General features: G+C 63.8%; 14 protein-coding genes. 10 read left to right on the top strand and 4 right to left on the bottom strand.

Going from position 1 to position 17,497, the window contains the following annotated elements; genetic code table 11:
• Window positions 1-10 precede the first annotated feature (10 nt).
• Window positions 11-1,201 carry a CaiB/BaiF CoA-transferase family protein gene (locus GA566_RS09835; protein WP_160472638.1) on the bottom strand — a complete coding sequence of 397 codons (1,191 nt, stop codon included), beginning with the start codon at window positions 1,199-1,201 and terminating at the stop codon, window positions 11-13.
• A 202-nt stretch (window positions 1,202-1,403) separates the two neighbouring features.
• Between GA566_RS09835 and GA566_RS09840 the strand changes: the two genes are divergently transcribed.
• The 4 genes from GA566_RS09840 to GA566_RS09855 are packed head-to-tail and all read left to right on the top strand — an operon-like array spanning window position 1,404 to window position 5,603.
• Window positions 1,404-2,384: a quinone oxidoreductase gene (locus tag GA566_RS09840; RefSeq protein WP_160472639.1), complete on the top strand. Its 981-nt coding sequence runs from the start codon at window positions 1,404-1,406 to the stop codon at window positions 2,382-2,384.
• A 19-nt stretch (window positions 2,385-2,403) separates the two neighbouring features.
• Window positions 2,404-3,144, top strand: a complete 741-nt coding sequence (locus GA566_RS09845; protein WP_160472640.1) for a glutathione S-transferase family protein — start codon at window positions 2,404-2,406, stop codon at window positions 3,142-3,144.
• A gap of 32 nt (window positions 3,145-3,176) precedes the next feature.
• On the top strand, window positions 3,177-3,935 hold the full coding sequence (locus tag GA566_RS09850) for an enoyl-CoA hydratase/isomerase family protein (RefSeq protein WP_160472641.1): 759 nt from the start codon (window positions 3,177-3,179) through the stop codon (window positions 3,933-3,935).
• Between the two features lie 30 nt (window positions 3,936-3,965).
• Window positions 3,966-5,603 carry a carboxylesterase/lipase family protein gene (locus GA566_RS09855; protein WP_160472642.1) on the top strand — a complete coding sequence of 546 codons (1,638 nt, stop codon included), beginning with the start codon at window positions 3,966-3,968 and terminating at the stop codon, window positions 5,601-5,603.
• 18 nt (window positions 5,604-5,621) lie between these two features.
• Here GA566_RS09855 and GA566_RS09860 read toward each other — a convergent pair whose 3' ends face one another.
• Window positions 5,622-9,755 (bottom strand): chemotaxis protein CheB, encoded by a 4,134-nt coding sequence (locus GA566_RS09860; protein ID WP_160472643.1) that lies wholly within the window; start codon window positions 9,753-9,755, stop codon window positions 5,622-5,624.
• Between the two features lie 336 nt (window positions 9,756-10,091).
• Between GA566_RS09860 and GA566_RS09865 the strand changes: the two genes are divergently transcribed.
• The 4 genes from GA566_RS09865 (at window position 10,092) to GA566_RS09880 (ending at window position 13,178) form a co-directional block, all read left to right on the top strand.
• Complete coding sequence (locus tag GA566_RS09865; protein WP_137924846.1) at window positions 10,092-10,556, top strand: hemerythrin domain-containing protein; 465 nt, start codon at window positions 10,092-10,094, stop codon at window positions 10,554-10,556.
• A 203-nt stretch (window positions 10,557-10,759) separates the two neighbouring features.
• Complete coding sequence (locus GA566_RS09870) at window positions 10,760-11,104, top strand: HdeA/HdeB family chaperone (protein WP_160472644.1); 345 nt, start codon at window positions 10,760-10,762, stop codon at window positions 11,102-11,104.
• Window positions 11,105-11,230: 126 nt separating this feature from the next.
• Window positions 11,231-12,139: an AraC family transcriptional regulator gene (locus GA566_RS09875; protein WP_160472645.1), complete on the top strand. Its 909-nt coding sequence runs from the start codon at window positions 11,231-11,233 to the stop codon at window positions 12,137-12,139.
• Between the two features lie 148 nt (window positions 12,140-12,287).
• Window positions 12,288-13,178, top strand: coding sequence for a sensor histidine kinase (locus GA566_RS09880; RefSeq protein ID WP_160472646.1), 891 nt, complete (start codon window positions 12,288-12,290; stop codon window positions 13,176-13,178).
• A 17-nt stretch (window positions 13,179-13,195) separates the two neighbouring features.
• On the opposite strand, the gene GA566_RS09885 is transcribed toward GA566_RS09880, so the two are convergent.
• On the bottom strand, window positions 13,196-13,717 hold the full coding sequence (locus GA566_RS09885; protein ID WP_137924850.1) for a DsbA family protein: 522 nt from the start codon (window positions 13,715-13,717) through the stop codon (window positions 13,196-13,198).
• Window positions 13,714-14,220 (bottom strand): redoxin domain-containing protein, encoded by a 507-nt coding sequence (locus GA566_RS09890; RefSeq protein ID WP_202126681.1) that lies wholly within the window; start codon window positions 14,218-14,220, stop codon window positions 13,714-13,716. Before GA566_RS09890 ends, GA566_RS09885 begins: the two co-directional genes overlap by 4 nt.
• 285 nt (window positions 14,221-14,505) lie before the next feature.
• Here GA566_RS09890 and GA566_RS09895 point away from each other — a divergent pair, with 285 nt between their 5' ends.
• Both GA566_RS09895 and GA566_RS09900 read left to right on the top strand, forming a co-directional pair.
• Window positions 14,506-16,089, top strand: a complete 1,584-nt coding sequence (locus GA566_RS09895; RefSeq protein ID WP_160472648.1) for a sensor histidine kinase — start codon at window positions 14,506-14,508, stop codon at window positions 16,087-16,089.
• Between the two features lie 116 nt (window positions 16,090-16,205).
• Window positions 16,206-17,417, top strand: a complete 1,212-nt coding sequence (locus GA566_RS09900) for a cupin domain-containing protein (protein ID WP_160472649.1) — start codon at window positions 16,206-16,208, stop codon at window positions 17,415-17,417.
• The last annotated feature ends 80 nt before the right edge of the window (window positions 17,418-17,497 follow it).

Here is a 17,497-nt window from a genome sequence, read left to right on the forward strand (position 1 = left end):
TCGGTCCGCGTCAGACCGCGACGTTGCTCTCGCGCAGCCGTTCGATGGTCGATTCGTCCAAACCCAGCGATCGCAATATGTCATGCGTGTGCTGGCCAGGATCCGGCGCGGCACTGTCGAACTGCTCGGGATGCGACGCTGCCGACAGGTTGATCGGAGAACGCAGCAAGGACAGCGATCCCAATAACGGATGCTCTGCAGGGCGCGTCATGCCCAGATGCCGGACCTGCGGATCTTCAAATGCCTCACCGATATCCAGCACCGGCCCGCACGGCACACCGGCCGCATTCAACCGCGTAGTGAGTTCGTTCACGGAGAACCCGGCGATGCATCGCTCGATGCCCGCCTCCACGCGCTCCCGATGTTCGATGCGCCCCGCTGCCGTATGCAGTGCGGTATCGGCAAGCAGCCAGTCGGCATTCAGCGCCTCACAGAAATTGCTCCACATCCGATCCGTGCTGGCCGCGATGTTCACCACGCCATCCTGGCAACGATAAGTGCCCATGGGGACAAGCGTGGGATGCGCGTTGCCCTGCTGCGTCGGGACCACGCCCTCCACCGTATAGCGCGCGCCCTGGAAATCCAGCTTGTTCAGCATGGCTTCGATCAGCGAGGTATGCACCCATTGCCCGCGTCCGGTACGCTCGCGATGCAGCAGCGCCAGCAGGATGCCCTGCCCCAGAAACATGCCCGCCGTGGTATCCGATATCGCTATCCCCACGCGCACCGGCCCCTGCCCCGGCATACCCGTCACCGAACTGAGCCCGCACATGCCCTGGACGATCTGATCGAGCCCCGGCCGCTCGCAATACGGGCCGTCCTGCCCGAACCCCGAGATGCTCGCCAGGATGATGCGCGGATTGATCGCGCTGAGCGCCTCGTACGTCAGCCCCAGCCGCTCCTTCACCACGGCGCGGAAGTTCTCCACCACGATGTCGGCCTTCGCCACGAGCGACTGGAAGATCTCGCGCCCTTCCGGCGTCTTGAGGTCCAGGCAGAGGCTGCGCTTGTTGCGGTGAAGGTTCTGCTCATCCGACCCGCGCCTGCGTCCAGTCACCGAACCGCGATCGCGCAGCGGCGGCGGTTCGATACGTATGACATCGGCGCCCCAATCCGCCAGCAGACGGACGGCGACCGGACCGGCTCGGGCGATGGACAGGTCGAGGACCGTGGTGCCGGCTAATGGAAGTTCTGTGCGCATTGGTGGAACTCATCCAGTGACAATCGACGCGAAAGTATACGGATAACACTCATATGAATACGTATACGGACTTACTATGATGCGAATTCGCCGCCTTTGCTCTACGATGGCAGCGCTTTCCCGGTTCCATGCATCGATATATCCGCACCGTTCCGCATGTTTCCGGCCGCCCCAAGAACAAGTCCAAGCATGGATTCTCCGTATGCAGACACTGGCATTCCGTATAGCGAAACACGGCGAACCTGACGTACTGGAACGCTGCACGGTCACCGTCGATGCCCCTGGCCCCGGTGAAATCCAGATCGCGCAGGCCGCTATCGGCCTGAATTTCGCCGATATCTATCAGCGCCGGGGCGCGCACGGGCCGCACAGCGCCACGCCTTTTCCGGTCACGCTGGGTTCGGTTGGCGCGGGAACGGTCACGGCAATCGGGTCAGGGGTTGACGGATTTCAGGTGGGGCAGCGCGTGGCCTATATGTATCCCGGCGCGTATCAGGTCGTCCGCAATGTGCCGGCGGATCGTGTCGTCGCACTGCCTGACGATATTCCGCTCGACGTAGCGGGTGCCACGCTGCTGCGCGGCCTCACCGCCGAATACCTGCTGCGGCGGCTCTACGTGGTGAAGCCCGGCGATGTCGTGCTGGTGCATGCCGCAGCCGGTGGCATGGGTGTTCTGCTCTCGCAATGGGCGCGCTCGTTGGGCGCCACGGTGATCGGCACGGTGGGCAGCGAGGCCAAGCGCCAGGTCGCCTTGGATCACGGCTGCCATCACGTGATCGACTACCGGAATACGGACTTCGCCAGTGAAGTGCTGAAGCTGACCGATGGCAAGGGCGTGGCGGTGGTCTACGACGCTGTGGGCAAGGACGTCTTCCTGCCCTCGCTCCAGTGTCTGCAGCCATGCGGCATGGCCATCAACTACGGCACCGCGTCGGGCGATGTCGAGGCATTCGATCTGCAACGCCTGCACGCCAGGTCGCTGATCGTGGCGCGGCCCACGCTGCGAACCTTCATTGCCGATGCGGCATCGCTCAGGCGCGCGGCACAGGTGCTGTTCGATGCGGTGACCACCGGGGCGCTACGGCTTGAAGTGGGCCAACGATTCGCATTCGACGATGTGCGGATTGCACACGAGATGCTGGAGAGCCGCCGCACCATCGGCTCGACCGTACTGATTCCTTGATCACGACAGGACGCCACATATGAAGCTATTCCATGGATGGCTGTCCAGTGCCTCGCGTCGCGTGCGCCTGTGCCTTGCCGAAAAAGGCATCGACTACGAGAGCGTGCCGGTGGATCTCGCCGCGCAGGAACACCACTCTCCCGCGTTTCTCGCCATGAATCCGAATGGCGTGGTGCCCGCGCTGGTCCTCGACGATGGCCGCTTTCTCTACGAGAGTTCCACCCTCTGCGAATACCTCGACGAGACGTTCCCGACGCCCTCGCTACGTCCCGCAGACGCTTATGTCCGCGCGCAGATGCGCAACTTCGTGCGCTGGACCGACGACCACGCACTGCCCCACCTGTTGATCCTCAACTGGAGCCTGGCGCTGCAACCGGTGGCCTCGCAATGGAGCGACGATGCGCTGGCCACGCGGCTGGCGAGAATCCCGACGGCAACGCGGCGCGAAGCCTGGCTGCGCATCGCCCGCAAGCCCTACACCGACGACGAGAAGCGCCATGCGCTGGAAAGCCTGCTGGCGTTGATGCCCAAGATGGAGACGTCGCTGGTCAACCACCCCTGGCTAATGGGTGACGACTACTCGCTCGCAGACATCGCCGCCGTGCCTTTTGTGGCGCGCATCGCCGAACTTGCACCGCAGGCGCTGACACCTGCTGTCTCGGACTGGTGGCGGCGCATCCAGGATCGCCCCGCCTTCGCGCTGGCCAACATCCACAGCTTCAACGCCGCCCTGCAGGCACGCAGCGCGATGGTGCAGTGAGGCATGACCCATCACTTCTGACAGGACTCCTTATGCAAAACGAAGGCTCGCTGCCCACGCTCGACATCGAAGGCCACATTGCCACGCTGACGTTGCGCCGTCCCGATGTTGCCAACCGGCTGGGCCCGGACGATCTTGAGGCGCTGCACCAGCACGTACAGACCGTCAATCAAAGCGAAGCGCGCGTCCTGCGACTGCGCAGCACCGGCAAGTACTTCTGCAGCGGCTTCGATATCGGCAAGCTCGCCGCCGGCCAACGCGGCGTCGGATTCGAACCGCTGGTGAATGCGGTCGAAGACTGCCGCGCCGTCACCATCGCGGAAATCCAGGGCGGCGTATACGGGGGCGGCACTGACCTCTCACTCGCCTGCGACTTCCGGATCGGCACACATGCCACGGAGATGTTCATGCCCGCGGCGCGGCTGGGCCTGCATTTCTACGAACGCGGCATGCGCCGCTACGTCACGCGACTCGGGCTGAACCATGCGAAACGGCTGTTCCTGACCGCCGAGCGCATTCAAGCCTCGGACATGCTGGCATGCGGCTTCCTGACCGAGCTGGTCGCGCAGGACGCCCTGCAGGCGCACGTGGATACGCTGAGCGACACCATCGCCGATCTCGCGCCGCTGGCCGTCCAAGGCATGAAGCGGCATCTGAATGCCATCGCCTGCGGTACGCTCGATGCGGAGGCACTGGCCAACGACATCCGCAGGTCCACCCAGTCGGAGGATATTCGCGAGGGTGCCATGGCGTGGAAAGAAAAGCGGCGCCCGAACTTCCTGGGCCGGTAATCGCAAAGAACAAAAAAACAAGGAGACAACATGGGCAATCAGGGACCCACTTTCACGCGTCGCCAGTGGCTCGCCACTGCAGGCGCACTCGCCGCTACCACGACTCTTCCTACCTCCGCACAGGGGTTGGATGAAAGCTCGGTGTTCTCGATCGTCGAGACCGCCGACGGCAAGGTGCGCGGGCTGAAGTCGGGCGGCATCCACGTATTCAAGGGCGTGCGATACGGCGCCGATACATCCGGCGCCAACCGCTTCCAGCCGCCGCAGCCGGTATCAAAGTGGACCGGCGTGCGCGACGCCACGTCTTACGGCAACTACGCCCCGCAAATGCCCGCGGATCGTCGGATCGCCTACGCGGACCTGATCGCCTACGACCTGCAGCCCGGTGGCATGGGCGAAGACTGCCTTGTCCTGAATCTCTGGACGCCCTCGCCTTCCTCATCTGCAAAGCGCCCGGTGCTTGTGCATCTGCATGGCGGCGGCTTCTATGCGGGGTCGGGCAATTCGCCGCAGTTCGATGGCGAGAAGATGGCGCGCTTTGGCGATGCAGTCTTCATCACGGTCAATCATCGTCTCGGCGCCTTCGGCTATCTCAATCTGGCCGAAGTGGGCGGCGAGCGTTACGCGCAATCCGGTGCAACGGGCATGCTCGATATCGTGGCGGCGCTGCGCTGGATACGCGAAAACGTCAGCGCGTTCGGCGGCGATCCATCGCGCGTACTTGTCTTCGGCCAGTCAGGTGGCGGTCTGAAAACCAGCACGCTGATGGCCATGCCTTCCGCGCAGGGCCTGTTTCATCGTGCGGGCGTGATGAGCGGCTCGGGCATCCGCACCATGACGGCTGCGCAATCTGCCACCATCGCCGAGAAGTATCTCGGTGTGCTACAGATTGGCAAGTCATCGCTCGACCGGCTCCACACCCTGCCCTTCCAGCAGTTGCTGGCCGCGCAGATACTCTTCGAGAAAGCCGACCGCGCCAAGGGTGAAGCCCCGCGTGCGTTCTCGCCCGTGGTGGATGGCGTGGCCGTTCCCCGTCATCCCTTCGATCCCGATGCACCTGCCATCTCGGCATCGGTCCCGATGATCATCAGCACCACGCTCGATGAGCGCGCATACCGGCAGATCAACTTCGATCTCGATGACGCAGGATTGCTGAAGTTCGCGCAATCCCGCGTCGGCGACGACGCTCCGCGCCTGTTGAAGATGTATCGTGACGAAGACCCGCACGCCACGCCATTCGTGCTGCAGGCACGCCTCGATACGGACATGACATTCCGACGCGGTGCGCAATTGCAGGCCGACCGCAAGGCAACCCTCGCCACGAAGGGCGGCGCCCCGGTGTGGACCTACCTGTGGAAAACGCCCAGCCCCGCATACGGCGGCCGCTATGGCGCCCCGCACGGCGTGGATATCGGCCCAAGCCTGCACGACATCCGCATGGGCCTGAACGGTCCCAGCGAGACGAACCTTCGCATGGCCGATCAACTCGCCAGCGCATGGGTGCAGTTCGCTGCAACCGGCGACCCGAACAACGCGCGCACCCCGCAGTGGCCGGCCTATACGACGGCAAAGCGGAGCACGCTCGTGTTCGACAAGGATGCCGCGCACACGCAGGCTCAGGACGACCCGCGTCAGGCGTTCAGGGAGTATTGGGCAAGGCAGATGTAGGCCCCGCCCCCAGGTCCGTCATCGCGACTTGCCTGCCCCCCGCCGCCGGACGATGACTTCGGCAAGTGCCTGCAGGTTGAACGGCTTGGCCAGGCAGGCATCGCAGCCTGCCTCCCGCGCCAGGGGTTCTTCCTGCGGCACGGGTCGGCCGGTGACCGCAACCATCGGAATGTCAGCACAACGGGGGAGCCGTCGCAATTGCCTGACAAGCGAATAGCCGTCCATGTCGGGCAGATCCACATCCGTGACCACCAGATCGAAAACCGATTCGTTCGCGATTTTCTCCGCCTGGGTGGCGTTGGGCACACCCGTGACGCGCGCTTCGTACAGCGCAAACAGGTCCGACATCGCCTGCAACGAGTCCTCGTGATCCTCCACCAGCAAGACACGCAGGTTGGCGAACAGGGAAAGGTCGGCCGGCCTGTCGCCTGCCTGGCGATGCGCAAAGGACGCGTCCGTAGGCAGCCATACCGCGAAGCGCGTCCCCTGCCCTCTGCCATCCGAGAATACCTCGGCGCGTCCGCCATGCAGTTCCGCAAGCTGACGTACCAGCGACAGGCCAATGCCGAGACCATGGGTCCGCGCACGTGAGGTCACGTCGCGCGCCTGCTGGAACATGTCGAAGACGGTGCCGAGCGATTCACTGGCGATACCCACGCCGGTATCGATAACCTCCAGGCTGATCGCCACGGCCGTACGCTGCAGCCGGATGACCACCTTGCCGCCAGCCGGCGTGAACTTCAACGCATTGGTGACCAGGTTCCACGTGATCTGTTCGAGCCGGACGCGGTCGCCGTGGATGATGAATGGCTCGGGTGGTGCATCGACTTCCAGTACGATGCCCGCCCGGGTGAAATCCGCCTGCACGGCTTCCACGATGGCCTGCACGACGCCTCGCATATCGATGGGTGCAAAGCGCAGCGTGAGCTTGCCGGTCTGGATGCGCGAGAAATCCAGCAGGTCGTCGATGATCTGCGCCTGGGTCAGCACGGATTTCTGGATCGAGTCCGACACCTCCTGCACACGCCGGATATGCTGCGCCTCCGGAATGCGGGCCAGCATTTCCGCCTTCATATGAATCAGGTTCAGCGGGTTCTTGAGTTCGTGCGACAGGATCGCGATGAACTCGTCCTTCAGGCGACTGAGCTTGCGAACTTCGGAGTGGTCGGCGCGCTCCTGCGCCAGCACCATGTCCTTCTGCCCTTCCATCAGCTTGCGCCGGGTGGCGTCGTGGACGATCTTCGTGAAACCGGAGAAGCCCGGTACGTCGATGCGGCTCAGGAAGCCGCTGCAGAACACCGGCTCGCCACTCTTGGTGGCGTGCCAGCGTTCGTCTTCGGCGCGCCCGTTGGTCCGCGCCTTGTTCCGTTCGTGCAACGGCATGTCCGCCGCGACATCCTCGGCCGTGAAGATGGCATCGAGCGGCTTGCCCAGCATCTCTTCGGAGCGGAACCCGAAGATGCGCGTGGCACCCACGTTCCAGCTCACGATCATGCCCTGATCGTCCAGCAGGATGATGGCGAAGTCGTGCGTCTCCTGCGCGGCCAGCTTCAATTTTTCCTCACTGACGCGCGCGGCATTCTGCGCGGCCTTCTGCTCGGAAATGTCGATCAGCGCCAGCACCGCGCCGTCGATGCGGTCGTCATCGGTGCGGTACGGAATGACGCGGGCGAGGAAGGTCCGGCCATCCTTGCTGCGCACTTCCTTCTCGGCTTTCTTGAGGGATTCGAACGCGGCCCGCAGGTCCTCGACCATGTCGGGGTAATCGAGCCGGTGCGTCAGATGCTGCAGCGGCCGGCCACGGTCTCCGGGCAGGATGTTGAACAGCGTCTCCGCCGGCGACGTATAGCGCTTGATGTTGAGCGTACGGTCGACGAACACCGTTGCCACGCCCACTAGTGCAATCAGGTTCTGCAAGTCGTCGCTGACGCGGGCGGCTTCCTGCACCTTGGCGAGCAACTCGGAGTTGACGGTCACAAGCTCCTCGTTGAGCGATTGCAGTTCCTCGCGGCTCGCTTCCAGTTCCTCGGTGGCGGAGCGCAACTCCTCGTTCATCGCCTGCAGCTCTTCGTTCGACGCGCGGAGCTCTTCCGTGGAGTTCTGCACATCCTCCAGCGACGTGCGCAGGCGAGCCTCGCTGCCATCGAGTGCCTGCCGCAGGGTATCCATGGTCTCCTCGCCTGCTGGGTCCTCGGCCGCCGATTCGCCCTCGGGCAGCGGCGTCAGGATGTCGCAGGTAATCGAGATCAGGTCTTCGTCCCGCGCCCGATCGCGGTAGACGCGGAATGACAGGTCGACCATCGCCTCGCCGGACGCCGTGGCCATGGGCACAGCGCTCTCGTCGCGCCGCCCCCGCACGCCGGTGCAATGCCGGATGGCCGCGCGGATTCGGGCGTGCGCATCTTCCCGGATGATGTCGAAGAGGTTAACCGCCCGCGCATGCTGCGGATCGGCCGTCAGCCGGATGGCATTGGCCGACCGGTGAACGATGGTGCCGTCCGTGTGGATCACGATGATGGGTGGCCCGAACAGTTCCAGCGATCGCGCCTGGCCCGGCGGCGTGGCAGCCATCTGTTTCACATCGATTGGCATGGAGAAATACGTTTGGCCGCCCCCGGAATAGGTATGCGCCTGCAGGCTGGCATACGTGGCCAGCCCCGAGCTCACCGCGCCGGGTTGCGCCCGATAGATGCGCTTGTGCTTGAGCACCGGGGTGAAAAGCTCCTGGGCGAAATCCGCGGATTCCGCCGTGCCGAGGAACAGCAGGCCGTTGGGCCGCAGCGAAAAATGAAACGCCTCCAGGACCTGGGTCTGCGCGCGGCGGTCCAGGTAGATCAGCAGATTGCGGCACGACACGAGATCGACGCGCGAGAAAGGGGGATCGTGCAGCAGGTTGTGCGCCGCGAAAATCACCGTGTCGCGCAGCGACTTCACCAGGCGATAGCGGTCGCCTTCCTTGTTGAAATACTGTGCCAGCCGCGCCTCCGGAATGTCGTTGGCAATCGCGGCCGGATAGCTGGCGGCGCGTGCGATGGCGATGGCATGCTCGTCCACATCGCTGGCATAGACCGTGATGCGCGGCCGATGGGGCAGGCGTCGTGCGAATTCGTCCAGGATGATGGCGACGGAGAAGGCCTCCTCCCCGGTGGCGCAGGCGGGCACCCAGGCGCGTATCTCTTCCCGGTCGTGGAGCCTGCGCAGCAGCTCCTTGCGCAGGGTGTCCTCCAGCGCGTCGAAGGCTTCCGCATCTCGGAAGAAGTTCGTCACCCCAATCAGCAAGTCGGCCAGCAGCTTCGAGGTTTCCTCGGGCATCGCGACGAGGTACTGCCGATACTCCTGCACCGTCTGCTGCCCGTTGACCTGCATGCGGCGCTCAATCCGCCGCAGGATCGTCCCGCGCTTGTAGTTCGAGAAATCGTGACGGGTGCGCGACCGCAGCGTATCGAGGATGTCGTCCACCGCCTTGTCCGACGAGGGCGACAACTGCGACGCTTCGGTGTCGTCGTCCGCAGCGTCGGACGGCGAAGGCAAATCGATGGCGGCGGCATTTCTCGCCAGTTCCAGCAGGCGCGGCACGATCTCCATGACCGGCAACACCAGATCCACATCCCCCGTGGCGATGGCATTGCGCGGCATTTCAGCGTACTCGGCTTCGGCGGGGTCCTGGGCGATGGTGATGCCGCCCCGCTCGCGCACCCGCGCGATGCCAACGGACCCATCGGCGCCGGAGCCGGACAGCAGGACGGCTACCGCTCGGTCCCCATGGGCATCGGCCAGGCTCCGAAAGAACACGTCGATGCTGGTGGGCGGCAGACGTGGCGGTTCGGGATCGGTCAGGCGCAGATACCCGTCCACCATCGAGAGCAGCTTGCCAGGGGGAATGACGTAGACGTTTTCCTTTTCCAGCGGCACCGAATGGGCCACCTGACGCACGCGCAGATTGGTGACGTTCTGGATGACGTCGTGCGCGTGGCTCGTGTGATCCGGCGACAGATGCAACACCACCACGAACGCCGCGCCCGTGGACGAGGGCGTGGACTCGAACAGTTGCAGAAGCGCCGGCACGCCCCCAGCGGAGGCGCCAATCCCGACCACCGGAAAGTCAGGGCCGGAATGTTTGCGACCGATTGCGCTGCTGCTGGCTATTGCCATGATGTCTCCGAGCCCTCTGCGGCGCAGTACGGCGCCGCGCGATACGTTCTGCTGCCTGATTGGCGATGACGAGAGACATTCCCTCCGGAAGCACGGAACGCCACCACGCCAAACGCCAGGATGCGCGGCGGATTCTAGCCTATTCCAGATCACATGCGGGCATGGGTATGCCGCGAACCCGACGGACAGCACCCGTCCGCCATGCCCTCATGCTCCGCCTTTTTCGCACCATTGGCAAAGGTATGGAATTTGCGTTGCTCGCATGCCTTCGATCCCCATCCCATGGCGGACGCGGCAAGCAGCGTACTTGATGCAAATTCCCCACGGAGAACCGACATGGACAAGTCAAAAGTACCAGTCGAACAACGCCAGGCCATCGGCCTGCTGATGGACGACCATCGCGCCGTCAAGAAACTGTTCAAGCAGTTCGAAGCGGCATCCGGCCTGGCCGAGAAGCGATCCATCGCCCAGGAAACCTGCCAGCAACTGACAGTCCACGCGCAGATCGAGGAGGAGATTTTCTATCCCGCCCTGCGCGGCGCCTCAGACAAGCTCGACGACATGCTCGATGAAGCCAAGGTCGAACATGGCGTTGCCAAGGACCTGATCGCCGCCATCGAGCAGGATGACGCGGAGATGCTGGAGGCCAACTACAAGGTGTTGACGGAATACGTGGGACACCATGTGGAAGAAGAGGAAGGCGAACTCTTTCCTGCGGTGATCAAGGCAAAGATCGACTTGCGCGACGTTGCCACGCAGCTTGAATCCCGCAAGATGGAGTTGCTTGGGCAGCCGGCCTGATGGTTGGTGTGTGCGGTGGCCCTGGGAGTCTGATTTCAACTCCCAGGGCCGGCCCCAAGACGCCCCACCGTCTACACCCTTGCCATTCCGTCTTTCCGGAATCGATAGTGCATCCTTGAAAGGGCCTCTCAAAGAACTTCCCTACCATCGCTCTCGACCGTGATGACCCTGTCATGGCAATCACACACCAATCTGGAGCGATCATGAAACTGTCCACCCTTTCCGTAGCGCTGGCATTCCTCGCCGTACCCCTGATCTCCTCCGCAGCCACTAGCGATGCAAAGACCGACGCAAAAACCGTGAAGCCGTTCAAGATGTCCTGCGAGGACTTCCTGTCGGTGAGCGAAGCCTACAAGCCGGCAGTTGTCTACTGGGTAGCCAGTGTCGACAAGCACGGCGTTCGCGAGAACGACGAGATCGTGGTGGATGAACCGCAGATCGTGGACAAGCTCGTAGACGAGTGCAAGAAGACGCCGAAGCAGAACTTCGCCAGCAAGGTGAAGTCGTGGGTCAAGCAACGCGTCCTGTGGGTCGAGAGCAAGGTCTGACAGGCACCGGGGGCGATGTCCGCCGCCCCCGATCGTGGCAGCCGCGCGCTTCTGTGCTTAAATGCCGGCTGTTAGCGCCCGACTGCCACGCCCCTGTTTCTCCCAGCGTCGGGCCTCGATATCATCATGGCCGACACCGACACCACCTGGCAGTACTCCGAGCACATGCACGCCGACGTCACGCAGACGATCGTCAGCCGTGCCCTGCCGTACTCGCCAGTCGGTATCACCCGCGTCAACACCAACCGGCGCCACTCCGGCTTGACGGACCCGTACGAACGGGAATCCGCTTACCTCGTCATTCTTCAACTGCAGCCGTTCGGAGAGCAGGAACTGTGGCTCGCGGGCAAACCCGCGCCGCACGTACCTTATGGCGCGGGCTGGCTGGCCATCTACGACCTTGAGCGCAACTGGTCGGCCAACCTGATCGGCGAGTATGACTGCATGCAGTTCTATATCCCACAGGCCGCACTGACCGAAACCGCCAAGGATCTGGGTATCCGCGCCGTGCAACACCTGCATTGCCCGCCGCATCTTGCCGTGGCCGACCCCGTGGTCCACCACCTGAGCCTGGCGCTGCTTCCCGCGCTGGCGCATCCCGACCACGCCTCGGCGTTGTTCGTCGACCACATGGCGCTGGCGCTGCGCGCTCATCTTGTGCAGCACTACAGCGGCGTGCAAGTGCCATCGCGCCGCGTGCAGGCCGGGCTGGCCCCGTGGCAGGAGGAACGCGCCAAGGCACTGATCATGGCGCACCTCGACGGTGAAGTCCTGCTGGAAACCCTGGCGGAAGCCTGCGGCGTCTCGCGTGCGCACTTCGCCAAAGCCTTTCGTACGAGCGTGGGCATGCCGCCGCATCGCTGGATGGTGTTGCAGCGGATCGAACGCGCGCAGCACTACCTGCACCACACCCAATTGCCGCTTGGCGAAATCGCCCAACTGTGCGGCTTTGCCGATCAGAGCCATTTCACACGGACCTTCGGCCGGGTGGTCGGTGCCAATCCGCGCGAATGGCGCCGACAGAAGCGACATTGACGCGAGATTGACCCGTCAATGGCACCTCGCGTGCGGCACATTGCGGGGACCAAGCACACGTTTGTACAAAAGCGGCACAGCGGTTCTATCCACTGGCGGCATCGGCTCGTAAAGTCCAGCATGCCACTGGATTCAAAGGACTTGCCGCATGATCGCCGCCGAACACTCTTACCCCGCCGCGCGCCGTGATGCCCCTTCGCCCACCTCGGAGGCGGTTCAACTGGTGCGCGACATGGCGCAGGCATTCGAGCAGCGCATCCTGGCGGCCGAAGCCGCATCCTGTGGCAATGCTGACGCCCTGCATACCATGCGGCATTGGGAATCCCATCTCGTCCACCTGTCGCGCGTGTCCACGCTCGGCACGCTGGCCGCATCCATCGCCCATGAAATCCGCCAGCCGCTGACCACGATCCAGGTGGAAACGTATGCGATCCAGCGCTGGATGCACCGCGAGATCCCGAATCTGGCGGAGATCGACGAAGGGGTGCGCCGTATCCAGGGAGAGTCCGAACGCGCCGAACGCGTGATACGCAGCCTGCGCGCACTGATGCGTTGCGAACCCGCTTCCAGCCAGCCGTTTGCCATCGGCACGGCCATTGCCGATGTCCTGCCCCTGATCGAAGCGGCGCTCCAGGAGGCCAACATCGCCACCGAGATCGACATCGAGGCCGGCTTGCCCCTGATCCAGGGAGATCGTGTCCAGATCCAGCAGGTCGTGCTGAACCTGCTGCTCAATGCCATGGACGCCGTGCGCCATTGCCCGCAAGGCACGGCCGCGCTGCGGCTGTCGGCGCGGCGGCATGGCGTCTGCCAGGTGGTCATCGCGATCACCGACAACGGCAAAGGCATCGTACCGGCGGATCTGGAACGCGTCTTCACGCCCTTCTTCAGTACGCGGGCGGACGGCATGGGAGTGGGACTGGCCATCTGCCGGCTGATCGCGGAGGCCCACGGCGGCAACATCCATGCAACGAGCCAGCCCGGCCACACCACGATCACGATGCATCTGCCTGCCATCCGCGAAGCGGCAAATAGCTGACAGATGCTTCTCTTTGCCTATCGCAGCAACCGCTTCATCGCGTTCAGCAGCGATGCGGTGTCCGGTTCCCCGTCATATCGTGTGCCATTCAGGAACAGCGTAGGGGTGCCATTGACGCCGCTGTGCATGCCGCCACGGAAATCGGCTTCCACCTTGCTCTCGAAGTCGCCGGCGAATGCCCGCTGCGTCAGGGCGTCGGGCACGCCCAGGTCGCGCGCATAGCGCAGCAGATCCTCGTCTTCCAGTGCGGACTGGTTCTCGTAGAGCCGGTCGTGCATCGCCCAGAACTTGCCAGCCTGCCCCGCCGCCTCGCTCACCAGCGCTGCGGCGCCAGCATGCGGATGCATGTCCACAAGCGGAAAATGCCGGAAAACCACCGCCAATCGGGGCCCGAGCGCCTGCTGCAGATTCTTGATCACGAGATACATGCGCCCGCAGTACGGGCATTCGAAATCGCCGTACTCGACCATGACGATGGGCGCATCCGCTGCACCCTGGATGTGGTCGGCGGGACCGACGGGAACCGTGAGGCGGGTCATGACAACTCCTTGTCCAGTGTCTGCGTATCCGATTGCAATTGAGCGAGGGCGGCGAGCACCCCATCGACGCCGGGATTGATTGCCAGCGGCGACACATAGCTCCAGCGAATTGCACCGTCGCCATCGATCACGAACAGCGCGCGCTCCGATGTGCCATCCGCTTCGCGATAGACGCCATATGCACGCGCCACGCCGCCTTTCGGCTCGAAGTCGGCCAGCAGCGGAAAGTGCAGTTTCTTCTGGTCCGCAAAAGCCACGTGACTCCATACGCTGTCCACCGAGATACCGAGCAGCACGGCGCCATGGGACGCGATCTCGTGGCGGGCCGCATTGAAGAGGCTCATTTCATCGCCACAGACCGGACTCCAGTCCGCCGGATAGAACGCGATCACGACGGGGCGGCCCCGTAGCTCATGCAGCGACACCGTCTGGTCGGGCGTGGCACGCAGGCTGAAATCGGGCGCCTGCTCCCCTTGCTTGAGACATGCGGCTGGTAGCGCCATGGGAAGCTCCTTCATGAGGCGGTGCGAGTGGAATGACGACGCGTGGCGTGTGTCGCGCAACGCCGCGTCCGTCGCCTCATTGTTATCGACCCGCCGAAGCCGGGTTGGCTCGTCCGCCCGACGGTTTTCGTATGCGAACGACTTCGCGCCGTGTGTGGCAGCGTGCCACTACGACAAAGGTCGTAGTCCCATAGGCCCAAGCTCGCAGGTATAGTTGCGGGTCCCGTTGTCGTTCCCTCGTGTAGCCCCCGTCGTGTAGTCCCCTTACACCCTGTCAGCCCGAAGATGGAAAATCTGGATCTGGAGGCGACCATCGCCTGGACCCATGCAATTGGGTCCAACCTGAACGTGGAAGGGGTCGTGCGATCCTTTCTGCTGGCCGCCATGCAACGGTTTCGGGCACGGCAAGTGGGCATGTTCTTCTGCGACCCCGTTGGCGGACATTTCCTGCCGGAAGCCCGCATCTTGTCGGCAAACGGACCGGAGCGGCTCCCCATTGGGGCCGAACGCCTCCCGCTGGCCTTGGCAAGCGACGTCCTCCAGACCACGCAAGGCTCGTCGCAGGTGGCTGTTCCCACCGATCCCTCGCTGGTTTGCCTGCCTGCCGCAACCGCAGGCAATGTCGTGGCGGTTGTGTTTGTCGCGCGACCCGACGCGCTGACACCGGCGGAGCAAGCCGAATTCCGTTTCCTCGCCTCGCTCGCTGCCACGTCGCTGCACAATGCCCGGGTCCACGAGGCGGCAGCGCGGCAATCGCATGTCCGCGAGGTGCTCAACACCAACATTCTCGGCATCGTCGTCTGGGAGCGCGGCGGCAGGATTCTGGAAGCCAACGAAGCCTTCATGAAGATCGTCGGCTATGCCGGCCATGAGAGTTCGTTGCCGGCTTCGCTGGATGCCTTGACGCCCGACGAATGGAAGCCGGTCATTCGCAATCGGGAAGCGCAGTTCAGCGGTGGTGGCGTGCTTCCCCCCCTGGAACGCGAGTTCTTCCGCCGCGATGGCAGCCGCGCGCCGGTGCTGGTGACCGCCACGCGTCTCGATGAGGAATCGCTGCAACGCGTGACCTTCGTGCTGGACCTTTCGGAAAGAAGGCGAGCGGAAGAGGATCTTGAAAACGCCCGGGCCGAACTTGCCCACGTCTCCAAGGTCACCGCACTGACCGCGCTCGCAGGGTCGATCGCGCACGAGATCAACCAGCCGCTCATGGCCATCGTGGCGTATGGCAGCGCGGCCATCCGCTGGCTGAACAAGGAAACACCCAATGTCGATGAAGCGCGCGACTCCATCGAGCGCCTGGTGCTGGAAGGCCACCGCGCCGGCGCCATCATCCTGGGCATCCTCTCCCTCTTGAAGAAGCACGCGGAGAGAACGGAGCCGCTGGACCTGAATGCCCTCGTGAAAACCACGGTCCAGATCTTCCAGCCCGATGCCGTGCGGTCGAAAGTCCGCATCCAGCTCGACCTCGCCGCACAGCTTCCGCAGATCGTCGGCGACAAGCTGCAGCTCCAGCAGTTGATCGGCAACCTGGTGGTGAATGGGCTGGAGGCCATGGCGGGCCTGACGCCCGACGCAAGGTTGCTTTCCATTTGCTCCGCGCAGCGGGGAGACTGGGTGGAGGTTTCCGTTCGCGATTCCGGCAAGGGGCTGGGCGCGGAAGCCACGGAGCGCATCTTCGAGCCGCTCTTCACCACCAAGGAGGAAGGACTCGGCATGGGGCTGAGCGTCTGCAAGCTGATTGTCGAGGCGCACGCCGGGCGACTGTGGGTCAGTCGCGACGAAGCCGGCCACACTGCCTTCCGGTTTGCCTTGCCGGTCATGTCGCCGCTGCATTTGCCCCCGATGACCGATACGGCATCGACGAAATAAGCGGGCATTCCCAAAGCCGCACCTGGCGTCATCGGCTCACGATGGATGCGATTCGAAACGAAACAGCAAGCCCCCGCCGTTCGATCGATCCCCTTCATCGATACAGGAGCCGCATCATGGCCAATAACGCCAGCAACGCCGATAACGCCGATAATGCCGAATACGCAGGTAACACCGACAACGCGATCGTCCAGCCCGTGCGGGGCACCCGGGGCGCCACCGATCCCGGCCCGCGCAATGTCGCACTGGACCTGCAGAACCCCGACATCCTCATGCCGCCGGACACCGACAACGGGTCCATTCCCAACCTGAAGTTCCCGTTTGCGATGGCACACAACCGCCTGGAAGATGGCGGCTGGGCGCGCGAGGTCACCGTGCGCGAACTGCCCATCGCCAAGTCGATGGCGGGTGTGAACATGCGCCTCGATGCCGGCGTGGTGCGCGAACTGCATTGGCACAAGGAAGCCGAGTGGGCCTACATCCTGCAAGGCAACGTGCGGCTCACCGTGGTGGACTCGGACTACAGCGTGGTGGTTGACGATCTGAAGCCGGGCGACGTATGGCTCATTCCCACCGGCATCCCGCACTCGATCCAGGGACTGGAAGGCGGTTGCGAATTCCTGCTGGTGTTCGACGACGGCAACTTCTCGGAAAACGAGACGCTGCTGATCACCGAGTTCATGGCGCACACGCCGCCGAGCGTGCTGGCGAAGAACTTCGGCATCGATGCCGAGCACTTTGCCAACATTCCCAAATCCGAGAAATACATCTTCCGCCAGCCAGTACCCGAGCCGCTCGACGTGGTGCTGCAGCAACTGCCCGACCGTCCACCCGCGCTGGCCTACACGTGGCATGCATCGGAGCACGCCCCGGCGCGCTACGAGGGCGGCTCCGTCAAGACCATCGATTCGCGCGATTTCCCTGCCACCACGCTGTCGGCGCTCATCATCGAACTGGAGCCGGGCGGCCTGCGCGAACTGCACTGGCACCCCGATGCCGACGAGTGGCAGTACTACCTCGAAGGCGAGGCCCGCATGACGGTGTTCGACGCCACGTCGAAGGCACGCACGTTCAACTTCCAGGCCGGCGATGTGGGCTTCGTGCCACGCACGATGGGGCACTACATCGAGAACATCGGCACCACGACGATGCGGGTGATCAACGTGTTCAACAGCAAGCATTGCACCGACATCTCGCTGAACCAGTGGATGGCGTTGACACCGCCTGCGCTGGTGCAGGGTCACCTTGACCTGGATGACGTGGCGATGGCCTCACTGCGACGCGATCGCCGGCCCGTGGTGCCGGGCACGCCGCCAGACAAGAACTGATCGCGCCTCCACATCGCGCATCGAGCATGAGCTGTCGATGAAACGTCCGCCCCTGTGGCGGACGTTTTGCTTCTGGAGCG

This window comes from Cupriavidus sp. SW-Y-13 (genome assembly GCF_009793345.1).
In the GTDB taxonomy this organism is placed as follows: Bacteria; Pseudomonadota; Gammaproteobacteria; order Burkholderiales; family Burkholderiaceae; genus Cupriavidus.

Coding starts and splice junctions, on each gene's coding strand:
- GA566_RS09875 (WP_160472645.1), top strand. CDS start 11,231: ATGGCCGACACCGACACCACCTGGCAGTACTCCGAGCACATGCACGCC.
- GA566_RS09840 (WP_160472639.1), top strand. CDS start 1,404: ATGCAGACACTGGCATTCCGTATAGCGAAACACGGCGAACCTGACGTA.
- GA566_RS09880 (WP_160472646.1), top strand. CDS start 12,288: ATGATCGCCGCCGAACACTCTTACCCCGCCGCGCGCCGTGATGCCCCT.
- GA566_RS09845 (WP_160472640.1), top strand. CDS start 2,404: ATGAAGCTATTCCATGGATGGCTGTCCAGTGCCTCGCGTCGCGTGCGC.
- GA566_RS09870 (WP_160472644.1), top strand. CDS start 10,760: ATGAAACTGTCCACCCTTTCCGTAGCGCTGGCATTCCTCGCCGTACCC.
- GA566_RS09850 (WP_160472641.1), top strand. CDS start 3,177: ATGCAAAACGAAGGCTCGCTGCCCACGCTCGACATCGAAGGCCACATT.
- GA566_RS09890 (WP_202126681.1), bottom strand. CDS start 14,220: ATGGCGCTACCAGCCGCATGTCTCAAGCAAGGGGAGCAGGCGCCCGAT.
- GA566_RS09885 (WP_137924850.1), bottom strand. CDS start 13,717: ATGACCCGCCTCACGGTTCCCGTCGGTCCCGCCGACCACATCCAGGGT.
- GA566_RS09865 (WP_137924846.1), top strand. CDS start 10,092: ATGGACAAGTCAAAAGTACCAGTCGAACAACGCCAGGCCATCGGCCTG.
- GA566_RS09895 (WP_160472648.1), top strand. CDS start 14,506: ATGGAAAATCTGGATCTGGAGGCGACCATCGCCTGGACCCATGCAATT.
- GA566_RS09855 (WP_160472642.1), top strand. CDS start 3,966: ATGGGCAATCAGGGACCCACTTTCACGCGTCGCCAGTGGCTCGCCACT.
- GA566_RS09900 (WP_160472649.1), top strand. CDS start 16,206: ATGGCCAATAACGCCAGCAACGCCGATAACGCCGATAATGCCGAATAC.
- GA566_RS09835 (WP_160472638.1), bottom strand. CDS start 1,201: ATGCGCACAGAACTTCCATTAGCCGGCACCACGGTCCTCGACCTGTCC.
- GA566_RS09860 (WP_160472643.1), bottom strand. CDS start 9,755: ATGGCAATAGCCAGCAGCAGCGCAATCGGTCGCAAACATTCCGGCCCT.